The organism is Pseudomonas sp. zjy_15, from assembly GCF_043101865.1.
Taxonomy (GTDB): domain Bacteria; phylum Pseudomonadota; class Gammaproteobacteria; order Pseudomonadales; family Pseudomonadaceae; genus Aquipseudomonas; species Aquipseudomonas putida_Y.
In genome coordinates this window covers 1-26421 of the sequence record NZ_JBICII010000037.1, presented here as the reverse complement: position 1 = coordinate 26421, position 26421 = coordinate 1, and the positions used below count along the sequence as shown (strand labels likewise).

Here is a 26421-nt window from a genome sequence, read left to right as displayed (position 1 = left end):
GGGCTTGCTCGCGATGCGCCGCGTGGGCGGCGCTCGATCTATCAGGCGCTGAACCTGTTCCGATGAACGTCCCGCAGCCCAACCCATTTCCAGCGCCTACAAAAAAGCCCGCCGAAGCGGGCTTCTTGCGGCGCGGCAATCTATCAGTCATCACGACCCATGAGGCCGAACAACTGCAGCAGGCTGACAAACAGGTTGTAGATCGACACATACAGACTGATGGTCGCCATGATGTAGTTGCGCTCGCCACCATGAATGATCGCGCTGGTCTGGAACAGGATGCAGACCGACGAGAACAGCACGAATCCAGCGCTGATTGCCAGTTGCAGGCCGCTGATCTGGAAGAAGAAGCTGGCAACGACAGCACCCAGCAGGACGAAGAAGCCAGCAGTGATGAAGCCGCTCAGGAAGCTCATGTCCTTGCGGGTGATCAACACGTAGGCCGACAGACCACCAAATACCAGCGCAGTCATGGCAAAGGCGGAGCTGACCACCTCGGCGCCACCGGCCATGCCGAGGTAACGGTTGAGGATCGGGCCAAGGATGAAGCCCATGAAACCGGTGAGTGCGAAGGTGGACACCAGGCCCCAGGCCGAATCACGCAGCTTGTTGGTAAGGAAGAACAGCCCGTAGAAGCCGATCAGCACCACGAACACGTTCGGGTAGCCGACGCGCATCTGCTGGGCAACGAAAGCCATGACGCCGCTGAAGGCGAGGGTAAGCGCCAGCAGGCTGTATGTGTTGCGCAGGACCTTGCTGATCTCCTGCTGCTCGACCTGCTGGCCGTGGTGGACGGCGTAATCCTGTTCGCGCATGGCGACACTCCTTGGTAAACCTGTGGTTTCGGACGTTCAGATGCTAGGAGTCTATCAGAGCTCCTGCAACCCGCGACACAGAGAGTTTGACAGCGTGTTTCATTAAGGTATTATGGCGGCCGCAAAACGAGCTGGAAGCGTGGCCGAGTGGTTTAAGGCAACGGTCTTGAAAACCGTCGATGGGCAACTATCCTAGAGTTCGAATCTCTACGCTTCCGCCATATTCAAAGCCCTGATTATTCAGGGCTTTTTGCGTTTCTGGGGCATAGAAAATCTACCCATGGGAGCACCCTTGGGGATGGTTTATTTCGGAAGCGCTTCCGATACTTCCTTACCTGGTAGGCTTTGCCAAGGCACCGACTCGGCGATAAACCCGCTCGGTTATGTCGCCCTTGGTGTGGCCTAGAAGTACGCTGGCGTGGTCGACATCGACGATTTCGGACGCAGCGCTTGGTCGGATGTCGCGGAACTGGAATTGGCTGATACGACCAGCCAGCACTTGGTCTCCGGCGGCTACGGTTTCCTTCACTGCTTCCTCCCGGGCGTCGTCCCAACGATGGCGTAGCATGGCTGCCGTAACACGTTTTGCCTTCTCGGTCAGCAGCAGGTAAGGCGATCCGTGCTGCGCGTTGCGCGCCAGTATCTTTCGGATCAAGGCGCCAAGGCCGCTTTCAACCCCATCCACCTCAAGCATGATCCTCAGCTTCTTTTGGAGCTTCTTCTGTTTCACGCCGAGGGCCTTGAGCGTGTCATGTCGCAGATCGAGTCGATGGTGCCTGCCACCGAGATCTACAGCATCGGCGAGTGCTTCGCTTATCTGTTCGGTATTCAGGAAAACCTGACCCAATTCGGGCGAAAGCTGAGGTCCAGGATCTTCCAGTGCACCGGCATACCTGTGGGGGGGGCGGGATCGCCGGGACAAAAACCTTGGCCAAGCTGGCCAATCACACGGCCAAGCGCCTGCAGGCCCAGACCGGCGGCGTGGTCGATATCTCCGATTCGTTCAAGCGGGATTGGGTGCTGCGCAACACCGAAGTGAAAGCGGTGCGGGGCGTTGCTCGGCGGATGACTGCCCACCTTGAAGCGATGGGCATTCACACGGTGATGGATCTGGCCAAGGCTGATGCCAGGACTCTTCGACGGCAGTTTAGTGTGGTGATGAACTGGCTTGAACGCCTTGCCTGGAGCTGGACGAGGCCGAGCCCCCGAAGCAGGAAATCTGCTGCATCCGGATGTTCGGCATGCGCCTGACCGAGTTGGCACCGATCAAGCAGGCAGTGGCCACCTACGTTGGTCACGCAGCGGAAAAGCTCCGTGCCCGGGGATCGGTTTGCAAGCGCATGCGCGTCAGCATCCGCACCGGTATGTTCAACCCCGACTAGGCCCATCACGCCCAAGGGGCGTTGGTAGCGCTGCCGTACCCAACCTGCGCACGCTGCTGATGACCAGGTTGGCTACCGACGCGGTTGGCCGGATCTTCAGGCATGGGTTTCGATACAACAAGGCTGAGGTGCTGTTAATGGATCTGCGGCAGCCAGGCGAATTCACAGAGGATTTGTTCGCGCTCAAGCAGCCGGTGGTATCGACCCGAGCGCCTGTCGCGAGCAGCAGCAATCGGCCAGAAGCAGTCAGTCATGCATGGCGACTTTCGACTCGAATAAGGCGCTCAAAAGCCTGTAAAACTCGATTTCGCAAGCGTGCCGCCTGGCATATCCTTACTCGTTTCCCCGCAGTATCGACAAAGGAGGCTACATGCCGATTTCGTTACTATTCGAGCAAGTTGATGTTTTCTCCGAACAATCCTTCAAAGGTAACGCCGTTGCTGTCGTAATTGGTGCCGATGACCTGACCAGCCAACAAATGCGTGACTTTGCGGCCTGGACACAGCTTAGCGAGACAACCTTTCTACTGAAGCCAAACTCTCCAGAAGCACATTACCGCGTACGAATTTTCACCCCGCTACGAGAGCTCCCCTTTGCCGGGCATCCAACACTGGGAAGCTGTCATGTATGGCTAAATCAAAGTGCCGGCAATACCGATAAAGAGATTATCCAGGAGTGCTTGGCTGGCCTGATCCGTATTCGGCGCAATGGTGCTTGTCTGGCGTTTGCGGCGCCCCCCCTATTACGGAGCGGGGCGTTAGAGGACGCTACGCTGCGGCAGATTGAGAGCGGGTTAGGTCTAACCCCTGAACGCATCCTTGCCAGTCAGTGGGTCGATAACGGCCCTGGCTGGGTTGCCGTACTGTTGGCGTCGCGTGATGACGTTTTGGCGATTCGTCCGGACTACACGAAACTCAATGGACTCAATGTAGGAGTGGTCGCGCCTTGGCAAGGTTCTCATGCGGACGCAGATGTCGAAGTGCGCGCCTTTATGGGTGAAGAGTTGAATGAAGACCCTGTGACCGGAAGTCTCAATGCGAGCCTGGCGCAATGGCTGATTTCTACTGGGGTCATGCCTGACCACTACACTGCGAGCCAAGGCACTGTATTAGGTCGTCGAGGCCGGATAAAAATTGAGAAGCTCGGAAGTGATATCTGGGTCGGAGGTGAAGTTCAACCGGGTATGTCGGGACGGGTAACGTTCTAACTACTACAGCGTCATGTGTCCATTCCCCTTTGCCTTGCCAGCTTAGGCCGCTGTCCGGTATTGGCCGATAGCCGTGGTGAAGCCATTCGCAGCGTCTGCCGGCAATTCGTAGTGCTTTGCCGTAACCTCAATCTCTTCACCCAGTCGATCATCGCCATTGACGGCAGCAAATTCAAAGCCGTGAATAAGCGCGATCGCAACTTCATCCAGGGCAAGATCAAGGCGCGCATGCAGCAGATCGAGCAGAGCATTGACCGCTATCTTGCAGCGATGGATTCGGCGGATCGGGCAGCGCCCGAGGTCGCCGAATCCAAGGCTGAACGGCTGAGCGAAAAAATAGAAAAGCTGAAACAGCAGATGATGAAGCTCAAGGACATTGAAGCGCAGCTTCACGCCAGCCCAGATCAGCAAATCGCTCTTACCGATCCTGATGCACGCTCAATGGCCACGAGCGGCCGAGGTACTGGCACGGTTGGCTACAACGTACAAACAGCAGTCGATGACAAACACCATTTGATCATTGCCCATGAAGTCACCAATGTTGGAAATGACCGAACGCAGCTGAGCAATATGGCGAACCAGGCACGCGAACAGATCGGCGCTGAGTCGCTGACAGTGGTAGCCGACCGAGGCTATTACAAAGGTCCGGAAATCCTTGCTTGGGAGCAGGCCGGGATCACCACTTTTGTACCGAAGCCGCTGACATCAAGCAGCAAAGCGGAAGGCCGATTCGGCAAGCAGGACTTCATCTACATCGCTGCATCGGCTGAATACCGATGCCCTGCGGATCAACTACTGACCCGCAGGCATTCTTCGGTGGAAGACGACATGTTGCTGCACTCCTACTGGTTCTCTGGCTGCCAGAGTTGTTCCATGCAGAAGCAGTGTACGACGGGTAAGGAACGCCGGTTAGCTTCTTTCGCTACTCGACCTACTTACTTGCGTTTTCACACAGCCTGGACCCAAAGTGGCCCTTCGCAAAGTACCGCGATCGGCCAACGGCAGTAATGAGCCGCCGAGGAAAGCTAGGCCAGCCTCCACGTTATTCAAAAGAGTTAGACTGAGCCCAGTATTTTTAATCGCTAATGGTGGTTCCCATGAAGCACTGGCTTCCCCTGCTGCTCACTCTGCCTCTGTCGCACACCCAAGCTGCGGGACCTGCCTTCAACTGCACTCAGGTCGTGGCCGGCAGCATCGAACAACAAATCTGCCAGAGCGAGCCGCTCTCGGCACTAGACCGGCAAATGGCCGAGGTCTATACGGCCGCGCAGCAGAAGGCCGGTAATGAACATCCGCCGGTGCTCAAGACCAAGCAACGGGGCTGGATCAAGGGCCGCAACGATTGCTGGAAAAGCGCGGACCAGCCTACCTGCATCGCCGACAGCTATCGCCTGCGCATCGCCGAACTGCAGGCGCGCTACCGGCTGGTCGAGGCCAACGGCCCGGTGTTCTACCAGTGTGACGGCAACCCGGCCAAGGAAGTGGTTGCCAGCTTCTTCCGCACCGAGCCGCCCACGGCCATCGTCGAGTTCGGTGACCGCAGTTCGCTGATGTACCTAGAACAGACGGCAAGCGGCGCGCGCTACCAGGGACAAAATGAGAGTTTATGGGAGCACCATGGCGAGGCCATCGTAGTGTGGGGCTATCAGGGGCCGGAAATGCGCTGTACAGCGCGTTGAAAGCCATCTGGAGGGAGCCTATGCACCGATTTCTATCACACAGCCTGCTGACCAGCAGTCTGGTGCTGTCGTAAACCACCCAGGCCGCCAACAATGCGGAGGCGGAACTACGCCGACTGCAGGATGAAACCCGAGAGAACCCGCGAAGCCAGTCGCAATTTCTGTGGTGTTTCGCAAGTAACGCTCATATTTTTCGGCCTAGCAGCCTCGGCTGCACGGCCGACGCTCGCCAAGATGTGATCGGCCTTTCGATGCCAGCGAAAGGGGCGGCGGTTGGCGTTATGAGTGGACAGGTAGTACTCAATAGACTCCTCTAGATCTTTCACGCTGGTATGTGCCTGGCGCTTGATCCATTTCTCGCTCAGTGTCGAGAAGACGCGCTCCACCAGATTCAACCAAAATGCCGAAGTAGGCGTGAAATGCACCGGGTAGCGCGGATACGCTGCCAGCCACGCTTTTACTTTGTCAGTCTTGTGTGTCGCGTAGTCGCATGCTCTGTGCGATGCGCAAACAGACGGGGGGCGATTAGTCATTCAAGGTGCTCGAATATGCCCAACTCAAAGCTCTGGTACCCGAGATCGGCCCGCGTGTGGCCGCCGCGACTTCGGCCTGCCAGCATGGTCTGGATGTCGCCCTGCTTGACGAACAAGCCGTCCCGGGTGGGCAGATCGGCGGCCAGAGTCGCACCTTGCGTGCGGCGAAAATCTTGCTGGCCACCGGCGCACAGGAGCGGCCGGTCCCCTTCCCGGGCTGGACCCTACCCGGCGTGATGTTGCTGTTGATTGCCTGGCAACTGCACAAAGCTGGCGGGCCGATCAGCGCAGTGCTGGATACCACGCCGTCAGCCAACTACTTCAAGGCACTGCGCCATGGGGTCGGGGCGCTCCGGGGCTGGCGCATGCTGCTCAAGGGGCTGGGCTATCTACTCTCGCTGCGCAAGGCTGGGATCAAGATGCGCAGCGGGGTGACGCAGCTGCGCGCCTACGCCGACAGCAGCGGCCGCCTGGCGCAAGTGCACTTTCAGCATCAGGGCCGTAGCCAGTTGATTAACTGCCAGTCACTCCTGGTGCATCAGGGCGTGGTGCCCAATGTCCAGTTGACCTGCGTGATGGATGCGCGACATTCATGGCACGAACAACAGCAATGCTGGCATCCGCAGATCGATGCCTGGGGCGAAACTTCGATCAACGGTGTTTTCGTCGCCGGCGACTCAGCGGGGATAGGTGGCGCATTAGCTGCAGAGCACTTCGGGCGCCTGACGGCCTGTCAAGTTGCCTGCCAACTGGGACGCCTCTCCAGCACTGAACGGGACAGGTTGGCACGGCCGGTGCGCCAGACCCTGGGCGGGTTGATGGCTATCAGGCCGTTTCTGGATGTGCTTTACCAACCGGCAGCCGAATTTCTGCAGCCGGCTGATGACACAATCGTCTGTCGTTGCGAGGAGGTCAGTGCCGGCGATATCCGCCGCTTCGTGGGGGGGGCTGTAGCGGTCCGAATCAGACCAAGGCTTTTAGTCGTGCGGGCATGGGGCTCTGTCAGGGCCGCATGTGTGGCCTTACTTTGGCGCAGATCATTGCCGCCGAGCGCAATGTCGACATCGAGCAAGTGGGGTATTACACCATCCGTGCGCCGATCAAGCTGCTTTCCCTGGGGGAGCTGGCTTCGCTTGTGAGCCGTGGGGGCAAGCAGTAGCCTGTCATTTCAACATGAAACTTCAATAGGAGAAGTGATGAGCATTAGCCGATATGAAACAGCCGCGCGCATGAGCCGAGTCGTGGTTCATAACCAGACTGCCTACTTATGCGGCCAGGTCGCAGAGGACCGTAGCGCCGGCATCGCCGAGCAAACACGCACCATGCTGGCTAAGGTCGATGCGCTGCTGGAGTCGGTCGGCAGCAACCGTGAGCAGTTGCTGTCGGCCACCATCTACCTGAAGGATATGAGCCTGTTTGCCGAAATGAACAGTGTATGGGACAGCTGGGTGCCGTCAGGCTTCGCCCCTGCGCGTGCCTGTGTCGAGGCTAAGATGGCCAGCCCAGAGTTGCTGGTAGAAATCTCGGTGATTGCAGCCATTCCTCAGTAGTTTCATCTGCTGCGCGCTGGCTCTTATTCACTTACTGCCTGCTCAGCTTTCAGAGTAAGACCGCGGCGGACACAGTAAGAAAACCGGTTGACCTGTTATGAGGAGGGGCTGTATTACCAGTCAGCCCCTGTTTCTGTAGACTACTTCGAATGATCTATCCTGGCCGTTAGTTGCCCTTCGTGAAGGGCAACAGTCGGTCTAAATGGGTATTTTTATTATGGTTCAAGTCCTTGCTTAAGTTTTGGAGCATACCTAAGAAGCGAGAGGGAGTCACAGGTTCTATCTTGTAATGATTTATCTGCTGAGCAAGGTTCTAAGCCTGCTCCAGGATTTGGAGTTGCGCTGAAGAATGATGAATGCATGGCGCGAAATAAAATTAATCTAAGTTATAGGGTTTCTCGTTGTGATGCTTAAAGCCTCCTTGGGGAAAGTCCGGTTTCGAGCTGGGTGAGTTACTTCTTTCATCATCCTGAAGCGCCATCACAAATTATGAGCATTGATATAACCCCTATTGGCGAGCTTTAAGTGCTTTGACAGTTGCTGGCGGATCTGGTAAAAATGGAGCTTCGAAAGCTTATCTCTCAATCGGCCCGGAAGGCTGATCGATTATCGAAATAATCTAAGATAGGGGGTCCGCCACAAAGTCCATCAAGGAATGTCTGACTATGGCTCTAAAACCTTGGCAGCGTCGTGTTTTTTATGTGAGTTTGTACGAATGTTTCGCGATTGCATTTTCTTCTTTTATATTGGCCTACTTAGCCGGCGGTAAGCCAATTGAATCGACGCCAGTCGCAATATGTATTTCTGTCATCGCCACAACTTGGAATTTCGTCTACAACACCGCATTTGAATACTGGGAGTCTCGACAGCTTATCAAAGCCCGCAGCTTGTTAAGGCGAGCTACCCAGGCGATTGGCTTCGAGGTTGGTTTGATATGCTTCATAATCCCGGTGTACATGTGGTGGTACCAGATTGGCTTCTATAATGCCATTCGAATGGAAATCGCCATTCTGGTGTTTTTCTTAGTCTATTCTTTCTCTTTCAGCTGGTTGTTTGACCGTCTGTTCGGTTTGCCGGTCAGCGCACGTTCGTTAACGGCGAGTTCTACTGAAAATTAGACATGTATGACTATTGGCGAACTCTGAAAGCACAAAAATCGATTCCAAAACTGAAACGGCGACCCTTGGATTTTGCGGCCTGTAGTTGTGCCGTTTCGTCAATGTTTTGGAAGCGATTTTGCCGTGCAGTCCACACAGGGCGTGGATTTGTGCCACGGTCTTGAAACCGTCGATGGGCAACTATCCTAGAGTTCGAATCTCTACGCTTTCGCCATACAAGTACTTGATTTCATTGATGTTCGCAGCCGCTTGACCCTCAAATGGGAGCGTTTTGGGAACACTTTGGGAATGACAGGCAGAAGAAAGGGGCCCTTGCGGCTAATGCCGGTCAGTTAAGCCAAATGGGGCTGCTTTGCAGCCCTTCGCGGGCAAGCCCGCTCCCACAGGATTGCGCAAAATCTCAAGCTTGCGCTGTACCTGTGGGAGCGGGCTTGCCCGCGAAGGGCCGCAAAGCGGCCCCAGTTAATGAGGATGAAACCTTAACTGACTGGCATTAGCCCTTGCGGCCCCCTTTATTGGGTTCAGGCCCGCCTGAGCGCCTGGTTCATCCCCCGCATCCCGGCCGTCCTGGCTGACTCACTTCGCGCAATGCTTGAAGATCATTGCCGTCGAGGTATGCCCCATTGCCCTCGATGTGGCATTGGGCGCCTTTGCGCAGAGACTCGCCGACGATCTCGGCGACCTTCCCGAGCAGCGATACGCGGCGCCACTGGTGTGCTCGACCTTCTCGCCTGAGCGCTTGAGCCTGAGTGGAGCAGTAGATCTCACGCGCTTTGGCAACTGTCGCCGCGGACGATGGAATCCCTCAACCCTCAAAGAACCCTGCTCCCAAGAGGGGCGATGGGGAAGGGCTGCCATCACGAAGATGATATTAATTATCACATGCGGATGATTTTCATGTAGATTCCTGCGCCAAGGATTTTTCATGAACAAGGAGTCAGCCCGCGATGCCCCCGTCGATCAACCCTTCCATGACACTCACTCTCGGCCTGTGTGCTTCCGTCTTCTGCCCGTTTTCGCTGGCTGAGGCAGAAACCAAATCCGAGGACAGTGTGCTGGAGCTTGGTTCCACTGATGTGGTCGCTACCAGCTTGGGTAGTACCACTGAGAACAGTGGCTCCTACACTACCGGGAGCATGAGCGCAGCCACGCGCTTGAATCTCTCGATCAAGGAAACACCCCAATCGGTCTCGGTGATATCCCGGCAGCAGCTGGACGATTTCCAGCTCAACACGCTGTCCGAGGCCATGGCCCATGTGACGGGGGTAACGGTTCAGCGAAATGACTCGGAGCGACCTAGCTACTACTCACGTGGTTACGCGATCAATAATTTCCAGATCGATGGAATGCTCAATACGTTCTCGGGGCTTAAGTCCGACTCGGATACCATCATCTACGATCGAATTGAGGTCGTTCGCGGAGCCACTGGGCTGACGACAGGCGCTGGTGATCCCTCGGGCACTATCGCGATGGTGCGCAAGCGGCCAACGCATGAGCTGGCGGTCAAGAGCGGTGTCAGTGGGGGCAGCTACGACAACTACTACACCTACCTGGATGTCGGCGGCCCATTAGGCTGGGAGGGGCGGCTGCGCGGTCGCACAGTGTTGGCGTATCGCGACAACAAGTCGTTCATGAATAAATATGCCACCCAGCGTGAGGTGGCGTATGGCGTGCTCGAAGCCGACCTGACCGACAGCACGGTCCTGGCGGTGGGATATGACTATCAGAACAAGCACGTCCAAGGTTCCTCATGGGGTACGGTGCCTTTCTGGAATGCCGATGGCAGTAAAGCCAATCTCCCACGCTCGACCAACCTCAGCGCCCCATGGTCCTCCTGGCCATTGAAAGACCAGACGGTATTCGCAACCCTTGATCAGCGCCTGGGTAACGACTGGCTGATGAAAGTGGCCTACACCCATCGGCAAACCGACAGTGACGGCAAGGTGTACTACGGAGGTAATGGTTTCCCGGAGGCTGATCGCAGTGGCATGCGGGCCTGGTACGCGCATTTTGGTGGGGAGGAGAAGATGGATGCGATCGACTTCAACCTCGCTGGCCCCTTCCAATTGATGGGGCGCAGTCATGACTTCATGATCGGCTACGGCGAGTCAGAACGGCGCAATAGTGAGCCATATCGCCTTGGTCTTCCAGTGCCCCAAGACTACAACAAGATTCCTGACTGGAAGTACATGGGGTCTATCCCCAAGTTCAATGACATCGATACCGGACTGGACAGTTCGCGCTCCTACACCCGTCAGAAAGCGGGTTACATCGCAACACGGCTGAACCCGACAGACCGCCTTCACTTCGTGGTTGGCAGCCGCTACGGCAGTTGGGAAACGGAGCGTCGGGAATGGGACTATGACGACGCCCTGAATGTCGCCGGTCAGTCCACTACCAAGCAGACGCAAAACGATCAGTGGACACCCTACGCTGGTGTGCTCTTTGACCTGAATGACCAGTTCACCGCCTATGTCAGTTATACCGACATTTTTAACCCGCAGACCGTGAGAGACGTCAACAAGCAGTACATCGAACCTATCGTTGGCAAAGTCTATGAGGTAGGTCTCAAGGGCAGTATGTTCGAAGAAAGGCTGAACCTGAGTACTGCCGTGTTCCGCAGTAAACAGGATAACGTGGCGGAACAGGATGACTCGGTGCCGCCCAATGGCAATGAAGTTTTCTACAAAAGTGGCGGTAAAGGTGTAGTCGTTGAAGGTTTCGAAGCTGAAGTCGCGGGCGAGGTGATGACCGATTGGCAGATGAGCCTGGGTTACAGCTACACCCATGCCGCCACAGCCGAGAAAAAGCGAAAGAATACCGAGCAGCCATTGAACCTTGTGCGCTTCTCCAGCACCTACAAGATGACCCCGGCATTGACCGTTGGGGCGAGCCTGGATTGGCAGAGCGACAACTTCAAAATGGCCAACCGCCCAGTGGGGCGCGATGGTGACAGGATCATCACTGCCAAAGACAAGATCGGCCAGAAGGCGTTCTCGGTGGTTGGGCTGATGGCACGCTATCAAATCGATGAACACCTGTCAGCGTCGGTTAACGTGAAGAATCTGTTCGATGAGCATTACTACAACAACGTTGGATTCTACAACGGCGTTTACCAAGGTGAGCCACGGACAATGATGGTCAGCCTGGACTGGAAGTTGTAAGGCTTTGGTGCCGCCGGGCGTGCCGCCTGATGCCTTTGCACGTAGGCGCCTGACAGGGCTCATGGAATGATGGGCCTTTCTCATCTCTACTCAATCGCTTGAAATTGGGACGGTACCATCGTTCCGCACTCCTTCCTCTAATGGGTGATGCAAGCCAAGTCCCGGTGGGCTTGTTGCGCAGATTGCCCACCTTTTTGACCCGCGCCTCCTAAGCGCGGAGGGCATCGCCCACACTGATCAACTCACGCTCAACGGCGAACGACCGCTCGCGACACGCAAGGCGTCACAGGGCAGGGTGGCTGAATAAGGGCGTTCTCGGCGGATCATGAGAGTTTACATTCAGTGCGTATGATAATAAGGTTTTAATCATACGAGCTGCATGTAATTTACCTTGAGCGTGACTGCCCAAGGGCCTTTCGATAAGGAGAGTCGAGCGTGTTCAGTACCTACCGCGAGTTGTTCCAGGCCAGAGGCGCCAAGGGCTTCGCCTTGGCCGGCCTGCTGGCCCGGTTGCCGTTGCCGATGACCGGTATCGGGATCATCACCATGTTGTCGCAGATCACCGGCAGTTACGGCCTGGCCGGTGCGGTGGCGGCCACCTTCGTGCTGACCTATGCACTGATGTCGCCGCAGATCTCGCGCCTGGTCGACCGCCATGGCCAGGGCCGCTTATTGCCGGCCGCCGCCGGGCTCAGCGTGCTGGGCATCCTTCTGCTGTTGGCTTGCAGCTATTGGCAGTTGGCGGACTGGACCCTGTTCGTCGGGGCCGCGCTCGCCGGCTTCATGCCCAGCATGTCGGCGATGGTGCGCGCGCGCTGGACCGCGATTTACCGCGGCAAGGCGCAACTGAAGACAGCCTACTCGCTGGAAACCGTTCTTGACGAAGTCACCTTCATTGCTGGCCCGCCGATTTCGGTGGGGCTGAGCGTGGCGGTACTTCCGCAGGCCGGTACACTGGTTGCTGCCATCTTCCTGGCCATCGGCGTGTTCGCCTTGGCGGTGCAGGTCGGCACCGAGCCGCCAGTAGAGGCCGATGCCGCCACCGGGCAAGACAGCATGTCGGTGTTCAGGCTGGCCGACGTACGCCTGCTGACCTTGCTAATGGTTGCTATGGGCTTGATCGTCGGTACGGTCGACATCGTCAGCGTGGCATTCGCCGAGCAGATGGACATGCCGGCTGCGGCTAGCGTGGTGCTGTCCTGTTATGCCATCGGCTCCTGTGTCGCGGGGCTGGTGTTCGGTGTCCTGAAACTCGATACCCCGCTACACAAGCTGCTACTGCTGGGTGGGTTGGCGACTGCGGCGACAACCTTGCCGCTGCTGGTGGTGGGAAACATCATCGGGCTGGCCATCGCCGTGCTGGTCGCGGGCCTGTTCTTCGCCCCGACCATGATCGTGGCGATGTCGCTGGTAGAGCGCATCGTGCCCGAAAGCAAGCTGACCGAAGGGATGACCTGGTTGCTCGCCGGTCTCAACGTTGGAGTTGCCGGCGGTGCCGCAGCATCTGGGCAGGTGGTCGATGTGTGGGGTGCCCAGGCCGGATTCAACGTGGCCTTGGCCGCCGGGGCCGCAGTGTTGTTGGTCGCGCTTTGGGGCTACCAGCGCATGCGCGACCGGGCCCGACAGGCGTCGTATTCGCTTTGATCGGCTTCAGGGACCGCCAGGCTTGGGGGCTCGGTCACCGCGCGACGATACGACAGGCTTGTCAGTGCGCCTCGCGCCCAAGACAATGCGTGCAAGCGGTATGAATACTCGTATACGCCCGCCCTATGCTGCCAGAACACAAGGAATAGCTGGATGGTTCGCCGCACCCGCGCCGCAATGCAAGAAACCCGAGCCCTGTTACTGGCCACCGCCCGCCAGATGTTCACCGAGCAGGGGTTTGCGCACGCCTCGATGGATGATCTGACCGCCCGGGCGGGCTTGACGCGGGGGGCGTTGTACCACCACTTTGGCGACAAGAAGGGGTTGCTGGCAGCCGTCGTCGAGCAGCTCGACGCTGAAATGGACGAGCGCCTGCGTGCCATTACCGAGACCGCCGATAACGCTTTGGACGGCTTCCGCCAGCGCTGCCACGCCTACCTGGAGATGGCGCTGGAGCCCGAGATCCAGCGCATCGTGCTGCGCGACGCCAGAGCGGTGTTGGGTGGCGGCTCGCCTGAGGCCCAGCGGTATTGCATAGAGTCGCTGCGCCAGTTGATCGACAACCTGGTGCTACAGGGCGTTTTCGTCAACGCGCACGCTCAAGCGCTGGCTGCGTTGATCTACGGCAGCTTGGCTGAAGCGGCTGTGTGGATCGCGGAGGCCGAAGACGGCAATGCATGCTTGGCGCAGGCTGGCAAGGCGTTCGACCTGCTGTTGCTCGGGGTGCTAAAGCAGCCAACAGACTCTACGGAGGCGTGAATGCGCGCGACAGTTCCGCCCTGTTGGGAGCCCTGTCCCCCTCAGGGCAGGCTTGGTGCTGCTCAAGGTTTTTCAGTAGCGCTTGCTTGGCTAGGGGCGGGCTCTGTGGAAGAAGACGCGGCAGCATGAAGCTTGTCGGTAATCTGCTTGGCCAAGGCATGGTAAAGCGAGACCGGAGACACCCATCCAGAGATGGCCGCCGCCATCAGTGTCGATGCCAACATGGGAATGGCCAGGTCCGGGCTGTGTGTCAATTCAAGCACGATGACCGAGGCGGTCAGTGGCGAGCGTGTCACACCGGCCAGGTATGCGCCCATGCCGAGTAGTGCGCCTGCCTGGGGATCAACATCGGGCAGCAAGCTCAACAGGGGCGCAAAGGCGGCGCCGATGCTCAGCGAAGGCGAAAAGAGCCCGCCAGGAATCCCGGAAAGATAGGACGCGACGTTGGCCAGAAACTTCCAGAGGAGAAAGCTTGCGTCCGTGATCGGTTGCCCCTCCAGCAATGCTCGCGTTTCTTCGTACCCGGTGCCGAATACATGATTGCCAGAGACGAGCCCCAACGTGGCCAGCAACAAGCCACAGATGGCAGCAAAGCGCACTGGATAGCGTCCGCGTAATGCACAGACCTGGCCGAGTATGCCCTTGTCGGTGGGCAGCACAAGCTTGGCGTAAAAACCACCCAGCAGCCCGCCCAGGACTGCACAGGCAGGCACGACGCTCCAGCCCCAGCCCACCGGCATTCGACCGCTGATTTCTCCAAAATAGGCGTAATGCCCCATCAGCCCCAGCGTGACGACCCCACCGATCAGCACCGCAGTGAGCACCAGGCCGCTGAAACGTTGCTCGAACGTGCGGCTCAACTCCTCAATGGCAAAGACCACCCCCGCTAAAGGTGTATTGAAGGCTGCCGCAATACCCGCGGCGCCTCCGGCGAGCACCAGGCCAGCGATGGTGCGCCGGCCATGCAGGCCTAAACGTCGGCCAAAGGAATAGAGCACAGCGGCGCCGATGTGGACGGTCGGGCCTTCCCGGCCAACCGAACCGCCGACCAGCAGGGCGCCCAACGTCAGGCTCATGCGTACTGCAGCCACAGGGAGCGAGAGTAATCGGGCGCGCAGCCGGCGAGAGGGCACTTCCAGGGCGGCTATGACTTGGGGAATGCCGCTACCCTTGGCATTTTCAAACCACCGTTGCGTCAGATAAGCCAGGAGCGCGAAACCAAGCGGAGTGATTAGAAGAGGTGACCAGGGTGCCCATTCCAGCAAACGCTTGAACGAAGCGAACGCCGCGTCGGCTAGCCAGGCGAATGCCAGCGCAACCAGCCCCACCAGCAACGCCCCGATCCAGAACGCCAGTCGCTGACGCCATTCTCGCCAGCGTGAACGGCGGGAGAGTGAAGGTGCAGGACGGGTAGGTTCGGGCATGGTCCACACATGGCTGACTTGGAAAGCCGTGAGTATGGCGTGTTTTCCCAGGCAGGCCTACCCGACACAGGTTGTAGTCGTGCCAGGCGTGGCGATCCGTTTGCTCACATGCAACGGATCGCCAGTGCCAGAATGTGGCTAGGTGGCCGAACTTGCTTTGGTAGCAGGTGCTGCCTTACGCATGCTCCACATCCCCCAGGTCAAACCCAGCACGGCCGCGATCAATGACGCGGATAGCACACCGAGTTTCGCAGCCCCGAGTGAGCCAGGGTCGACGAAAGCGAGGTTGGCGATGAAGATCGACATGGTGAAACCGATGCCGGCCAGCAGCCCGACCAGCATGATGCTACGCCAGTTGACCTCGGCGGGAAGCTCGCACCAGCCCAGGCGGACCATCAGCCAGCTAACGCTGACGATGCCCAAGGGCTTTCCTGCGACCAGGGCGACAGCGACGGCGATCATGACCCACTGGGGGCCTTCAGCGGACAGGTCGACACCCGAAAGGCTTACCCCGGCATTGGCCAAGGCAAACACGGGCATGATGCCGTAGGCTACCCAAGGGTGCAGGGTCCCTTGCATACGCACCACCGGCGGCAGCAGTTCGCGCTGTGCCAGGCGCAGCCGTTTCAAAGGATCAATGAGGTCGCTGGCATCTTGCTCAGGCGCCTTGGCGCGCCCCAGCAATTCGCCGGTGAAGCGGGTAATGGCATCCAGCGGGCGCTCACGCATGGGCATTGCGGTGACAGGTGTCATCAGGCCTAGCACAACACCTGCGAGAGTCGGGTGGGCGCCGGTCAACAAGATGCCCAGCCAGACGATCGCGCCAGGAATGACATAGGCGAAGGCTGAACCCACACCGATCTTCTGAAGCCCGATCACCATGAGCAGGCCGATCAGTGCAACGCCGAAACCGGTGTAATCAAGGCCGCCAGAATAGAAGAACGCGATGATCAGGACTGCGATGATGTCATCGATGATTGCCAGGGCGAGGAGGAACACACGTACATTGGACGGGATCGACTTGCCGAGCAGTGCCAGTACGCCCACCGCAAAGGCGATATCCGTCGCCGTTGGCACTGCCCAACCTTGTTGGTCTGCTGGCGCGTGACCAAAACTCAGGTAGAGGAGTGCGGGTACCGCTACGCCGCCGACAGCGGCTGCCATGGGAAGCGTGGCTTGGCGCAGGCTGGACAGTGCGCCCTCGTGGATCTCGCGGCGGATCTCCATGCCCACGACCAGGAAAAAGATGGTCATCAAGCCATCATTGATCCAGAAGTGCAGGGACTGCGAATAGACATGCGAGCCCACGCCGAATGTCAACGGCGTATGCCAAAGGGCTTCATAACTGTCGGCAGCCGGGGAGTTCGCCCAGATCAGTGCAGCGACTGCGGCAATCAACAGAACGATGCCGCTGACCGCTTCAATGTGCAAAAAGCGCTCAAGGTTGGCGAAGGCTCGCTCGGCCAGGTCTTGGGCGCGAGGTAATTCTTTTTTATGCATAGGCGCAGGTGCTCCCGCATGGCGGCCCGACCTGCGCTGTTCTTTAACCTGCCTCACTGCACCGTGCAGCTGGCACCCGTCCGCTAGTCTACCGAATAACCACTCTCAGATGAACAAAAAGCGCCAAACCATTCACTCCAAAGGCATGTCGGTTTGAGATTTTTTCCTGCAGACGTTAGGGTTTGTGGTTATTTCCGAGCACACGAGGCTTGGCAAACGGGAATTTATCCAACTGCTAGCCTTGGTAAATGTCGTCGTGCTCAGGCACGCTGTGCTCATCGCCTTGCAAGGAGAACGGCCGCTATGACTGCAGCCCCCAAACCCAGGAGCACCCTCAATCCACCCGTTTTCTACACCAGTGCGATACTTATCTTTCTGCTGGTCCTGTACGCCACGGCATTTCAGGAGCACGCCCAGACGCTGTTCGAGCAAGTCCAGCGATGGATCATCACCAATGCCAGCTGGTTCTACATTCTTGTTGTAGCGCTGGTGTTGATCAGTGTGGTGTTTCTGGCTGTCAGCCGCTATGGCGACATCAAGCTAGGCCCTGACCACAGTGAGCCGGATTACCGCAAGAGCAGTTGGTTCGCCATGCTGTTCTCGGCGGGTATGGGGATTGGCCTCATGTTCTTCGGCGTGGCCGAACCGGTCATGCATTTCGCCACACCGCCCGTGGGCGATCCTGGCACCGTCGCTGCGGCACGGGAAGCCATGAAAATCACCTTTTTCCACTGGGGCCTGCATGCGTGGGCGATCTATGCCATCGTCGCGCTGATCCTGGCCTACTTCAGCTTCCGCAACGGCCTGCCGTTAACCTTGCGTTCGGCACTCTATCCGCTGATTGGTGAGCGAATCTATGGCCCTATAGGCCATGCCGTGGATGTCTTTGCCATCCTCGGCACGGTGTTCGGTGTGGCGACCTCGCTGGGTTACGGGGTATTGCAGATCAACAGCGGGTTTCATCATGTGTTCGGTTTGCCGGTAAACACTACCGTGCAAGTCATCCTCATCACCGCCACCTGCGCATTGGCGACGCTTTCAGTGGCCAGCGGCCTGGACAAAGGTATTCGCATCCTGTCCGAGCTCAACCTGAGCCTGGCGGTGATTCTGATGCTGTTCGTGCTGCTGCTTGGGCCTACGGTGTTCCTGCTGCAGACCTATGTACAGAATACCGGCGCTTACCTTTCGGATATCGTCAATAAAACCTTCAATCTCTACGCTTACGAGCCCACCGACTGGATCGGTGGCTGGACCTTGCTGTACTGGGGCTGGTGGTTGTCCTGGTCGCCCTTCGTGGGTTTGTTCATCGCACGTATTTCGCGAGGGCGGACCATCCGGGAATTCGTCTGCGGCGTATTGTTCGTACCGGCGGGTTTCACCTTGCTGTGGATGACGGTGTTCGGTGACTCGGCAATCCATATGATCCTCAACGATGGTGTAAAGGATCTGGCTACTGTGGTCAGTGAAGACAGTTCCCTCGCCTTGTTCGCTTTCCTGGAGCATTTCCCGTTCTCCAGCATCATTTCGTTGGTCGCGGTGCTTATGGTGGTCGTGTTCTTTGTGACCTCGGCGGACTCTGGTGCGCTGGTCGTGGATATGCTCGCCTCCTCCGGAAAAGGTCATTCACCCCTGTGGCAACGTATCTTCTGGTCAATCTGCATCGGCGCGGTCGCGATCGCGTTGCTGCTGGCGAACGGCCTCAAGGCGCTGCAGACCGCGACCATTGCGAGCGCTCTGCCGTTCGCGGTCATCTTGCTGGTTGCGATTTGGGGCTTGTTCAAGGCGCTGAGTCTTGATGCGACTCGCCGCGGGTTGCGCAATCAAGCGTTGCCAGGCCCACGCCATACCCGCCACCCACACGGCGGCTGGCAGCGGAGGCTGCGCAATATTGCATTGATGCCGCGCCGGGTTCATGTCACCCGCTTTATCGCCGAGGTGGTGAGGCCTGCCTGCGAAGAGGTCGCCCAGGAGTTGCGTAAGCAAGGCTACGAGGTGAGCGTGAATGAGCGCGATGATGGACGGGTATCCCTGGAGCTCTCCCATGCCGGTGAAGGGCGTTTCCTCTACGAGGTGCGGCCACGGGCCTTCAATACGCCAAGCTTCGTCATGCAGGACACCGAAGACGGTGGCGATGCGCGCAAGTATTTCCGTGCGGAAGTGCATCTGCGAGAAGGGGGCCAGGACTACGACATCATGGGGTGGAGCCGCGACGATGTGATTGGTGACATCCTGGATCAGTACGAACGCCACCTGCAATACTTGCACGTGGTGGGCTGAACTGGATTCGGTCCTGCCCTGGCGCAGTCAGGGCAGGGCGGTTCGCCTGCTGTCCAAAGGCGGATTTTCGCAGGCCCAGAAGTCTACTGCAGCAATGCGTTCGCTCGGCGGTCCTAACCAATGGGACAGCGGCTGGCACCCGGTTGTCGTGCAGACCTGATAGTCGCCAGCCTCGGGCGTTCGCCCGGCATGCAAGGGCTGCAGCGGTGGTAGATGACGACGATAGTGCCAAGTGCCGTCGCGCAGTTGAGCGTCGTCCGGAATCTCCATGCCGGCCCCGCTGCCTTTGACCCGTGCCTCTACCAGTACCAGGCCAGCCGGGGTCACTTGATAATCCTCTTCCCAGCGGACCTTTTCGATACTGTGCTGCCACGCGAGGGTAAACTCGTTCAGTGGCAGGCTGACCCAGACCACACCGGCCAGCCCAACGCAAAGGCTGATCATGCGGGGTGTCCAGAAGCCGGTCGGCTTCGCCAGTAGTGCCAACCCAGCACTGCCGCACCCAAAACAAAACCGACCTCATCGCTGATGGGCAGGGCGAGTATCAATGACACGCCAGCAGTGAACGCCAGCAGGCGCTCCCACCAAGGCATGGGGGCACGCAAATGCCCGATCGACGCACACCCCCAAAGGGCAACCGCGAACGCCGCCTTGATCACCATGTACAGCGTGCTGCCCATGCCTTCACCTTGCATCATCAACGCCGGGTCATAGACTGCCATGAAGGGTACAACGAAACCGGCCAAGGCAATGCGCACCGCCCAGAAACTGATCAACAGGCCTTTTTCCTTGGCAATCGGGGCAGCTGCAAAGCACGCCAATGCCACGGGCGGCGTCAGGTCGGCCAGGATGCCGAAATAGAACACGAACATGTGCGAGACGATCAGCGGGACCCCGAGTTCCAACAGGGCCGGGGCAGCAATGGAGCTGGTGATGATGTAGTTGGGGATGGTCGGAATGCCCATACCCAGTACCAGGCAGGTGAGCATGGTCAACACCAGCGAAAGGAACAGGTTGTCGCGTCCCAGGTCAAGAATGTATCCGGCAAAGGTGGTGGCCAGGCCGGTCAGCGAGATGACGCCGATAATGACACCGACCAGCGCACAGGCAATACCCACCGGTACCGCATGACGGGCACCCTCCGCGAGGGCCATGACGCATGCGTGCAGGGTGGCGCGGCCGCCCTGGACGAAGCAGCACGCAATGGCCAGGCCGGCAATGACCATCAGGATCACCCCGATCCCCATGCGGAAAAAACCTGAACACAGTATCCCGAGTGCAACCCAGAAAGCCGCGCGCAGCCAGGTTTTTTGAGCGCGCAGGATGATGGCCGAGCCAAGGATGACGATGGCGGTCAGGGCCAGGCCGACCATTCCCGAGTACAAAGGTGTTCGCCCGGAAAACAACAGCGCGACCAAGACCATCAGCGGTACGAGCAGGAACCAGCGTTGTCGCAACGCATCCCAGGCACTCGGGCACTGTTCGCGCGGCAAACCATGCAGATGGCTGCGCCGAGCCTCCAGGTGGACCATCCAGTAGACCGAGCCGAAGTACAGCAACGCTGGGATGAGCGCGGCTTTCGCCACCTCGGCGTAGGGCACGTTGATCGTCTCGGCCATGATGAACGCCACAGCGCCCATCACCGGCGGCATCAGCTGGCTGCCCATGCTGGAGGTCGCCTCGACGCCACCGGCAAATGCAGGTTTGTAGCCGAAGCGCTTCATCAGCGGAATGGTGAACTGTCCGGTGGTGACGACGTTGGCCACCCCCGAGCCGGTAATGGTACCCATCAGTGCCGAGGAGAACACCGACACTTTGGCCGGCCCCCCGCTGCGATGGCCGAACAGCCCCATGGCGAAATCTGTGAACAGACGAATCATGCCCGCTTGCTCAAGAAATGCGCCGAACAGGATGAACAGGTAAATGTAGGTGGCTGAGACATAGGTCGGTGTGCCATACAGCCCCTCGGTGCCGAAGGCCAACTGATTGACGATCTGATCGAGGCCGTAGCCTCGATGCGCCAGTTCGCCTGGCAAGTGTTGGCCAAGCAACCCATAGGCCAGAAACAGGGCGCAAATGATGGGCAACGCTATGCCCATGACGCGCCGCGCGGCTTCAAAGACCAAACCAATAAGCAACAGACCCACGATCAGGTCACTGGTGGTCAGTTCGCCGGAGCGTTGAATCAGATCCCCTTCGAAGTACCACTGGTATGCGGCCGTCGCCATTCCCGCAAGACCCAGCAGCCAGGCAAGAGGTTGCCAGGGCCGATGGTGGCCAACGCATGCATAGCTCAGGTACACCACCAGCAACAGGAACCCCACGTGTATTGCACGCAGTACTTGGGTGGAAATCAGGGGGAAGGCCGCTGTGGCGATCTGGAATACCGAAAAGACCAGCGCCACGGCAAAAAGCGCGGCAGGCCAGCGATCGGTGCTGGCGTGAAGACCTTGCGCGGTATCATTCATACGCTGCTCCATGGCTCGAGGATGTCATCAGGGGAGCAGGTTTTTCTCCTTGAAGTACCTCTCTGCTCCTGGATGCAGCGGAATGGGCAGGTTCTTGGCGGCATTTTCTGCCTGGATATCTTTCGCTGCAGCGTGGGCCGTGACCAGGCGTGGAAGGTTCTCGAATATCAGCTTGGTCATCTGATAGGCCAGGTCATCGCCGATATCGGCGCGGGTGACGAGGATGTTGTTGATGGCCGCCGTTGATACGTCCGCACTCTGACCATCATAGGTGTTGGCAGGAATGGTGGCGGGTTGGTAGGCGTTGTTGCCAATGCGGGTCACGACGTCGGCAGGGATAGGCACGAACACTACCGGCAAGGTCGCGGCCAGGTCCCGGATAGCTGCTTGACCGAGCCCTGAGGATTGCAGCGTGGCGTCAAGCTGACGGTTCTTGATCAGTTCGACGGACTCCGCATAGGGCAGGTATTCAACTTTTCCCATGTCCTGGTAGGTAAGCCCTGCGGCTTTGAAGATGGCGCGGGCATTCAGCTCGGTGCCGGACTTGGGTGCCCCAACCGAGATACGCTTGCCTTTGAGGTCTGACAGGGAGGTGATCCCCGACTCCTTGCTGGCGACGATCTGGATGTAGTTCGGGTAGGTGCCGGCGATGGCGCGGAGTTTCTTCAAGGGCGTTTTGAATCCAGCCTCTGCATCGCCCTTCCAGGCATCTGACACCGAATCCCCCAGCGCGAATGCCAACTCCCCTCGACCGGCTTGCAACAGGTTGAGGTTCTCTACCGAGGCCTTGGTGGCTTGCACCGTGGTCTTGCTGCCTTCGATGCCGTGGCTGTAGATCTGTGAAATGCCTACGCCTACCGGGTAATAGACACCACTGGTACCGCCTGTGAGGATGTTGATGAAGGTCGGTGCGGCCTGGGCAGCCGCGCAGACCGTAAACAAGGTGCTGGCCAATGCCAGGCGAAGGGCTCGGTTCATGGCGTCGTTCTCCGCTTGTTGTTGTTATTCCTGCGCCAGTAAACCTAGAACGAATATGCAGTCCCTGCCCAATTTTATGGCTGATTGGCCGGATGACCTCCGCCTTAGAATCGCCAGAAGACTGGCGAGACCAGTACCAGTACGGTGAGGATTTCGAGCCGTCCAAGCAGCATGCCGATGGTCAGTAACCATTTCGCTGCGTCCGGCAAGGAGGCGAAATTACCTGCAGGACCGATAAGTGTGCCCAGGCCTGGGCCGACGTTGCATACGGCGGTGGCAGCCCCACTCAACGCCGTCATCCAGTCGAGCCCTATCAGAGAGAGGCCAAGGGCGATGATCGCGATGGTGACGGAGAAGAAGAACGAGAACGTCAGCAATGAGCGAACGATCTCTTCATCGATGGGGTGCCCATTGTATTTCTTCGAGATCGTTGCCCGTGGATGGATCAACTGTTTCAGGCTGCTGACAAGCAAGGCAGCGGCCACCTGGAAACGGAATATTTTCAAACCGCCGGCGGTAGAGCCCGAGCACCCGCCGATGAACGTCAGGTAAAAGAACAGCATGATGGCGAAGCTGCCCCAGAGCGTGTAATCACCCACGGCAACGCCCGTGGTGGTCACCACCGAGGTCACATTGACCGCAACGATACGAAACGCATCCCACCAGGCCAGATCGCTGTGCCAGCAGAGCCAGGTTCCGACCGTGAGCCAGACGAAGGCGAGAAAGCCAATGAAACCGCGAACCTGATGGTCCTTGAGCAGGATGCGTCGATGGCCCCGCAGCGTGGCGACATACAGCGTGAAGGGCAGGCTGCCGAGTATCATGATGACCACGGCTACCCAATGCACCGCAGGCTGTCTCCAATGACCCAGAGAGGCATCCGAGGTAGAGAAACCACCGGTTGAAACCAGCGACATCGAATGATTGATGGCTTCGAACGGGGTCATGCCGGCAGCCCACAACGCGCATGTCCCCAATGCTGTCAGGCCCAGGTAGACCAGCAGGATCATCTTGGCTGCCACATGCGAACGCGGCGTCACTTTGTCAGACCAATCCGAAGACTCGGTCTGGAACAGGCGCATGCCGCCCACGCGCAGCAGTGGCAGGATCGCCACGGCCATGCCGATAAAACCAATGCCTCCCAGCCAGTGCAGCAGGGAACGCCATATCAGCAGCCCCGGTGATGCACTGTCCAGGCCGGTCAGCACGGTCGAGCCGGTGGTGGTGATTCCCGACATGGTCTCGAAGAACGCATCCGTGTAACTGATGTGTCGAATGAACACCATTGGCAGCGCCGCGAATGCGCACACGATGACCCAGCTTGCCGTCGTGAGCAGATACATATCCCTGGTCCGCAGTTGCGGTGTGTCGGGGACGCCGCGGGCTACCATGAGCAGGCCGGCACACAGAACGATCAGGCTCGACCAGACGAATGCACCGAGGTCGTCGCTGCGGTCGTACACCAGCAGCGTCAGCATCGGAATCACCATGCTGACGGCCAACGTGATCAGGAATACACCAATAATGAACGCGATGAAACGCAATGCGGGAAGCGGCATTGAGGGAGCTCGTTGGGACAATGCCGGCAGTATTGCCTGCTTTACGGTAATGTCGAGTAAAAAAGGCGTAAAGTCGTGGGCTGGGATTTTTTACGCCGTTATCTGGCTCCTGCTCAATGGCTCATTGGGTTGACCTCTCCGAGAGTTCTCGTCTATCGGCTCCGAAGCGGTTGGAAAGGCGGCCTCAAGCACCGCGTGCTCCCTGCTCGCGGCGCTTGTGCGGCACTATCGATAATGCCGCAGAGGGCATGGAAAGCCCTAGGCTCTGTACGAAAAGCCTTGATACTTGTTCATGCTGCGTTGAAAACAGCCTCGGAATGCTCATGTACTCCAGTACAGTCGGGCGCGACCCCGGCCGTTCCTCGGCTGTTTTCGCCTTGCCTGACCTGCGTCTCAAGACTTTTCGTACAGAGCCTAAGGCTTCCTGGATCACTTGATCAGCGACACACCACTGAGCTTCTGCAGCTCGTCAAAATCGATGTCCGCGCAGATCTCGATCACTTTCAGTCCTTCAGGTGTCACTTCCAGTACGGCCAGGTCGGTGTAGATGCGGCTGACGCAAGCGATACCGGTCAGCGGGTAGGTGCACTCGGGCACCAGCTTGCTTTCGCCGGTCTTGGTCAGGTGGTCCATCATCACGAATACCTGGCGGGCGCCGGTGGCCAGGTCCATTGCGCCGCCTACGGCCGGGATCGAACCTTCGGCACCGGTGTGCCAGTTGGCCAGGTCGCCCTTTACCGACACCTGGAAGGCGCCCAGTACAGCGATGTCCAGGTGGCCGCCACGCATCATCGAGAACGAATCGGCATGGTGGAAGAAAGCACCACCGGTCAGCAGGGTGACGTGCTGCTTGCCGGCGTTGATCAGGTCATCGTCTTCCTCGCCCGGCGCAGGGCTTGGGCCCATGCCCAGCAGGCCGTTCTCGCTGTGCAGGAACACTTCCTTGTCGCCCAGGTAGTTGGCCACCAGGGTCGGTGCGCCGATGCCCAGGTTTACATAAGCGCCTTCCTGGATGTCTGCGGCCACGCGTTGGGCCATCTCGGTGCGGGAGAGCTTTTTGGTGATGGTCATGGCAGGCCTCAGACAGCTTTGGCAATCGAAGAAACGGCAGCACCGGTGACGGCGACCACACGCTGGACGAAGATACCCGGGGTGATGATGTGTTCCGGGTCCAGTTCACCAAGTTCGACGACTTGGTCGACCTGGGCAATGGCGGTCTTGGCGGCCATGGCCATGATCGGGCCGAAGTTGCGGGCGGCCTTGCGGTAGGTCAGGTTGCCCCAACGGTCACCCTTGTGCGCCTTGATCAGTGCGAAGTCGGCGTGCAGCGGCATTTCCAGCACGTACATGCGGCCGTCGATCTCACGGGTTTCTTTGCCCTCGGCCAGCAGGGTGCCGTAGCCGGTTGGTGAGAAGAACGCACCAATGCCGGAGCCTGCGGCGCGGATACGCTCGGCCAGGTTGCCCTGCGGCACCACTTCCAGCTCGATCTTGCCGGCCCGGTACAGCTCGTCGAACACGTAGGAGTCGGACTGGCGCGGGAACGAGCAGACCACCTTGCGCACGCTGCCTGCCATGAGCAGGGCGGCCAGGCCGATCTCGCCGTTGCCGGCGTTGTTGCTGATGATGGTCAGGTCGCGGGCACCGGTGGCAATGAGGCCATCGATCAGCTCGGACGGCATGCCAGCCGTGCCGAAGCCACCGACCATGATGGTCGAACCGTCGGTGATCCCTTCCACCGCGCTGGCGATGGACTCGTACGTTTTATTGATCAAGGCGAGCTCCTGGTTGTTCCTGGAGTTGTGGTTGTCGGGCTGGCCGGAGCGCGTGAAGCGATGGGGCCTGTCAGCACTTGATATGGCTTGCTGACTTTCGCTATAGCGTGCCGCAAGATAGGGCAACAGTAGAGAGGGTTTGGCTGAATTTGTGCGATTATCGAACTGTTGTGCGATCTGCGAGCAGTACTGGAGGCTGCTGCACCCGAGTAGTGGGAGCACCTGACCGACCTGGCCGAGCAAGTTGCAGAAGCTGCTGGGGCAGTTCGAAGTCAGCGATGATGGCGAACAAGGCGTCGCTGCCAGAGTAAAGCGCCGCACGGTAAAGCTGTTGTGGCCATGCAGGCTGAAATACCCACCTGCAATGTGACCTGCCGGCCACCTTCCTCAATTACCTGGGGCGATGCGGGTCGCTGGCCGGGCTTGGGGTACGGGCGCGCAACGTGATGGCGCGCTCCAACTACCGGACAGATATAGATGAGAACCGCTTGATTCTGAGATGGGTAGGCCTGAGCTGTGGAGCATGACAGTGGCTCTTGCAGGTCACTGCAAAGTGTCGGGCTTCAGGCTATCCGGCAATTGCCGGATG

The 26421-nt window shown here is 58.6% G+C and carries 19 protein-coding genes, 1 tRNA gene and 5 pseudogenes; 13 read left to right on the top strand and 12 right to left on the bottom strand.

The annotated features are described in order from the left end of the window. Positions 1-143: 143 nt before the first annotated feature. Positions 144-815, bottom strand: coding sequence for a Bax inhibitor-1/YccA family protein (locus tag ACF8EF_RS07545; RefSeq protein WP_176682290.1), 672 nt, complete (start codon positions 813-815; stop codon positions 144-146). A gap of 133 nt (positions 816-948) precedes the next feature. On the opposite strand from ACF8EF_RS07545, the gene ACF8EF_RS07540 reads away from it, so the two are divergent. Continuing rightward, a tRNA-Ser gene (locus ACF8EF_RS07540) sits at positions 949-1036 on the top strand. Positions 1037-1146: 110 nt separating this feature from the next. Here the strand turns inward: ACF8EF_RS07540 and ACF8EF_RS07535 are convergent. Beyond that, positions 1147-1383 carry a hypothetical protein gene (locus tag ACF8EF_RS07535; protein ID WP_392462028.1) on the bottom strand — a complete coding sequence of 79 codons (237 nt, stop codon included), beginning with the start codon at positions 1381-1383 and terminating at the stop codon, positions 1147-1149. 141 nt (positions 1384-1524) lie between these two features. On the opposite strand from ACF8EF_RS07535, the pseudogene ACF8EF_RS07530 reads away from it, so the two are divergent. The 4 genes and pseudogenes from ACF8EF_RS07530 to ACF8EF_RS07515 all read left to right on the top strand — a co-directional run. After that, a pseudogene (locus tag ACF8EF_RS07530) lies at positions 1525-2406 on the top strand (DNA polymerase V subunit UmuC); the annotation flags it as partial. 161 nt (positions 2407-2567) lie between these two features. Further along, positions 2568-3404: a PhzF family phenazine biosynthesis protein gene (locus ACF8EF_RS07525; protein WP_339536171.1), complete on the top strand. Its 837-nt coding sequence runs from the start codon at positions 2568-2570 to the stop codon at positions 3402-3404. A 75-nt stretch (positions 3405-3479) separates the two neighbouring features. Then, positions 3480-4316: pseudogene (locus ACF8EF_RS07520) on the top strand (transposase); the annotation flags it as partial. 185 nt (positions 4317-4501) lie between these two features. Beyond that, positions 4502-5083 carry an MliC family protein gene (locus ACF8EF_RS07515; RefSeq protein WP_392462030.1) on the top strand — a complete coding sequence of 194 codons (582 nt, stop codon included), beginning with the start codon at positions 4502-4504 and terminating at the stop codon, positions 5081-5083. 203 nt (positions 5084-5286) lie between these two features. On the opposite strand, the pseudogene ACF8EF_RS07510 reads toward ACF8EF_RS07515, so the two are convergent. After that, positions 5287-5571, bottom strand: a pseudogene (locus ACF8EF_RS07510) (transposase); the annotation flags it as partial. Between the two features lie 281 nt (positions 5572-5852). Here ACF8EF_RS07510 and ACF8EF_RS07505 point away from each other — a divergent pair. The 4 genes and pseudogenes from ACF8EF_RS07505 to ACF8EF_RS07490 all read left to right on the top strand — a co-directional run. Next, positions 5853-6278 (top strand): annotated as a pseudogene (locus ACF8EF_RS07505) (FAD/NAD(P)-binding oxidoreductase); the annotation flags it as partial. 329 nt (positions 6279-6607) lie between these two features. After that, the gene (locus ACF8EF_RS07500) at positions 6608-6775 is read left to right on the top strand and encodes a hypothetical protein (protein ID WP_392529064.1); all 168 of its coding nucleotides are present in this window, start codon (positions 6608-6610) and stop codon (positions 6773-6775) included. A gap of 37 nt (positions 6776-6812) precedes the next feature. Further along, positions 6813-7166, top strand: a complete 354-nt coding sequence (locus ACF8EF_RS07495; protein WP_176682303.1) for a RidA family protein — start codon at positions 6813-6815, stop codon at positions 7164-7166. 665 nt (positions 7167-7831) lie between these two features. Further along, on the top strand, positions 7832-8284 hold the full coding sequence (locus ACF8EF_RS07490) for a PACE efflux transporter (protein WP_176682304.1): 453 nt from the start codon (positions 7832-7834) through the stop codon (positions 8282-8284). A 625-nt stretch (positions 8285-8909) separates the two neighbouring features. On the opposite strand, the pseudogene ACF8EF_RS07485 reads toward ACF8EF_RS07490, so the two are convergent. After that, positions 8910-9025, bottom strand: a pseudogene (locus ACF8EF_RS07485) (single-stranded DNA-binding protein); the annotation flags it as partial. 206 nt (positions 9026-9231) lie between these two features. Between ACF8EF_RS07485 and ACF8EF_RS07480 the strand changes: the two are divergent. The 3 genes from ACF8EF_RS07480 (at position 9232) to ACF8EF_RS07470 (ending at position 13851) form a co-directional block, all read left to right on the top strand. Beyond that, positions 9232-11448 carry a TonB-dependent siderophore receptor gene (locus ACF8EF_RS07480; RefSeq protein ID WP_392529063.1) on the top strand — a complete coding sequence of 739 codons (2217 nt, stop codon included), beginning with the start codon at positions 9232-9234 and terminating at the stop codon, positions 11446-11448. A 435-nt stretch (positions 11449-11883) separates the two neighbouring features. Beyond that, positions 11884-13092, top strand: coding sequence for an MFS transporter (locus tag ACF8EF_RS07475; RefSeq protein WP_392462033.1), 1209 nt, complete (start codon positions 11884-11886; stop codon positions 13090-13092). 153 nt (positions 13093-13245) lie between these two features. Beyond that, a complete protein-coding gene (locus ACF8EF_RS07470) occupies positions 13246-13851 on the top strand; it encodes a TetR/AcrR family transcriptional regulator (protein ID WP_176682307.1) in 606 nt (201 codons plus the stop codon). A gap of 62 nt (positions 13852-13913) precedes the next feature. Here the strand turns inward: ACF8EF_RS07470 and ACF8EF_RS07465 are convergent, their stop codons facing one another. Together ACF8EF_RS07465 and nhaA are read right to left on the bottom strand one after the other, a co-directional pair. After that, positions 13914-15275 carry a chloride channel protein gene (locus tag ACF8EF_RS07465; RefSeq protein WP_392529061.1) on the bottom strand — a complete coding sequence of 454 codons (1362 nt, stop codon included), beginning with the start codon at positions 15273-15275 and terminating at the stop codon, positions 13914-13916. A 138-nt stretch (positions 15276-15413) separates the two neighbouring features. Further along, a complete protein-coding gene (nhaA, locus tag ACF8EF_RS07460; protein ID WP_176682308.1) occupies positions 15414-16775 on the bottom strand; it encodes a Na+/H+ antiporter NhaA in 1362 nt (453 codons plus the stop codon). 303 nt (positions 16776-17078) lie between these two features. Here nhaA and ACF8EF_RS07455 point away from each other — a divergent pair, with 303 nt between their 5' ends. Beyond that, positions 17079-19052 carry a choline BCCT transporter BetT gene (locus ACF8EF_RS07455; protein ID WP_176682493.1) on the top strand — a complete coding sequence of 658 codons (1974 nt, stop codon included), beginning with the start codon at positions 17079-17081 and terminating at the stop codon, positions 19050-19052. Positions 19053-19079: 27 nt separating this feature from the next. On the opposite strand, the gene ACF8EF_RS07450 is transcribed toward ACF8EF_RS07455, so the two are convergent. From ACF8EF_RS07450 to ACF8EF_RS07425, 6 genes are all read right to left on the bottom strand, one after another. Further along, a complete protein-coding gene (locus tag ACF8EF_RS07450) occupies positions 19080-19496 on the bottom strand; it encodes a DUF1850 domain-containing protein (RefSeq protein WP_209967007.1) in 417 nt (138 codons plus the stop codon). Further along, positions 19493-21520 (bottom strand): TRAP transporter permease, encoded by a 2028-nt coding sequence (locus tag ACF8EF_RS07445; protein WP_176682310.1) that lies wholly within the window; start codon positions 21518-21520, stop codon positions 19493-19495. Before ACF8EF_RS07445 ends, ACF8EF_RS07450 begins: the two co-directional genes overlap by 4 nt. Positions 21521-21547: 27 nt before the next feature. After that, positions 21548-22498, bottom strand: coding sequence for a TAXI family TRAP transporter solute-binding subunit (locus tag ACF8EF_RS07440; RefSeq protein ID WP_176682311.1), 951 nt, complete (start codon positions 22496-22498; stop codon positions 21548-21550). Between the two features lie 104 nt (positions 22499-22602). Further along, a complete protein-coding gene (locus tag ACF8EF_RS07435; protein WP_176682312.1) occupies positions 22603-24057 on the bottom strand; it encodes a TrkH family potassium uptake protein in 1455 nt (484 codons plus the stop codon). 429 nt (positions 24058-24486) lie between these two features. Beyond that, a complete protein-coding gene (locus tag ACF8EF_RS07430) occupies positions 24487-25128 on the bottom strand; it encodes a 3-oxoacid CoA-transferase subunit B (RefSeq protein ID WP_176682313.1) in 642 nt (213 codons plus the stop codon). A gap of 8 nt (positions 25129-25136) precedes the next feature. Beyond that, positions 25137-25832: a 3-oxoacid CoA-transferase subunit A gene (locus ACF8EF_RS07425; RefSeq protein ID WP_103469815.1), complete on the bottom strand. Its 696-nt coding sequence runs from the start codon at positions 25830-25832 to the stop codon at positions 25137-25139. Between the last annotated feature and the right edge of the window lie 589 nt (positions 25833-26421).

What these genes read in the sequence shown, in the direction of transcription:
- ACF8EF_RS07490 (WP_176682304.1), top strand. Translation starts at nt 7,832, where the DNA reads ATGGCTCTAAAACCTTGGCAGCGTCGTGTTTTTTATGTGAGTTTGTAC.
- ACF8EF_RS07525 (WP_339536171.1), top strand. Translation starts at nt 2,568, where the DNA reads ATGCCGATTTCGTTACTATTCGAGCAAGTTGATGTTTTCTCCGAACAA.
- ACF8EF_RS07535 (WP_392462028.1), bottom strand. Translation starts at nt 1,383, where the DNA reads ATGCTACGCCATCGTTGGGACGACGCCCGGGAGGAAGCAGTGAAGGAA.
- ACF8EF_RS07515 (WP_392462030.1), top strand. Translation starts at nt 4,502, where the DNA reads ATGAAGCACTGGCTTCCCCTGCTGCTCACTCTGCCTCTGTCGCACACC.
- ACF8EF_RS07465 (WP_392529061.1), bottom strand. Translation starts at nt 15,275, where the DNA reads ATGCCCGAACCTACCCGTCCTGCACCTTCACTCTCCCGCCGTTCACGC.
- nhaA (WP_176682308.1), bottom strand. Translation starts at nt 16,775, where the DNA reads ATGCATAAAAAAGAATTACCTCGCGCCCAAGACCTGGCCGAGCGAGCC.
- ACF8EF_RS07480 (WP_392529063.1), top strand. Translation starts at nt 9,232, where the DNA reads ATGCCCCCGTCGATCAACCCTTCCATGACACTCACTCTCGGCCTGTGT.
- ACF8EF_RS07440 (WP_176682311.1), bottom strand. Translation starts at nt 22,498, where the DNA reads ATGAACCGAGCCCTTCGCCTGGCATTGGCCAGCACCTTGTTTACGGTC.
- ACF8EF_RS07470 (WP_176682307.1), top strand. Translation starts at nt 13,246, where the DNA reads ATGGTTCGCCGCACCCGCGCCGCAATGCAAGAAACCCGAGCCCTGTTA.
- ACF8EF_RS07545 (WP_176682290.1), bottom strand. Translation starts at nt 815, where the DNA reads ATGCGCGAACAGGATTACGCCGTCCACCACGGCCAGCAGGTCGAGCAG.
- ACF8EF_RS07435 (WP_176682312.1), bottom strand. Translation starts at nt 24,057, where the DNA reads ATGCCGCTTCCCGCATTGCGTTTCATCGCGTTCATTATTGGTGTATTC.
- ACF8EF_RS07495 (WP_176682303.1), top strand. Translation starts at nt 6,813, where the DNA reads ATGAGCATTAGCCGATATGAAACAGCCGCGCGCATGAGCCGAGTCGTG.
- ACF8EF_RS07455 (WP_176682493.1), top strand. Translation starts at nt 17,079, where the DNA reads ATGACTGCAGCCCCCAAACCCAGGAGCACCCTCAATCCACCCGTTTTC.
- ACF8EF_RS07445 (WP_176682310.1), bottom strand. Translation starts at nt 21,520, where the DNA reads ATGAATGATACCGCGCAAGGTCTTCACGCCAGCACCGATCGCTGGCCT.
- ACF8EF_RS07430 (WP_176682313.1), bottom strand. Translation starts at nt 25,128, where the DNA reads ATGACCATCACCAAAAAGCTCTCCCGCACCGAGATGGCCCAACGCGTG.
- ACF8EF_RS07500 (WP_392529064.1), top strand. Translation starts at nt 6,608, where the DNA reads ATGGGGCTCTGTCAGGGCCGCATGTGTGGCCTTACTTTGGCGCAGATC.
- ACF8EF_RS07450 (WP_209967007.1), bottom strand. Translation starts at nt 19,496, where the DNA reads ATGATCAGCCTTTGCGTTGGGCTGGCCGGTGTGGTCTGGGTCAGCCTG.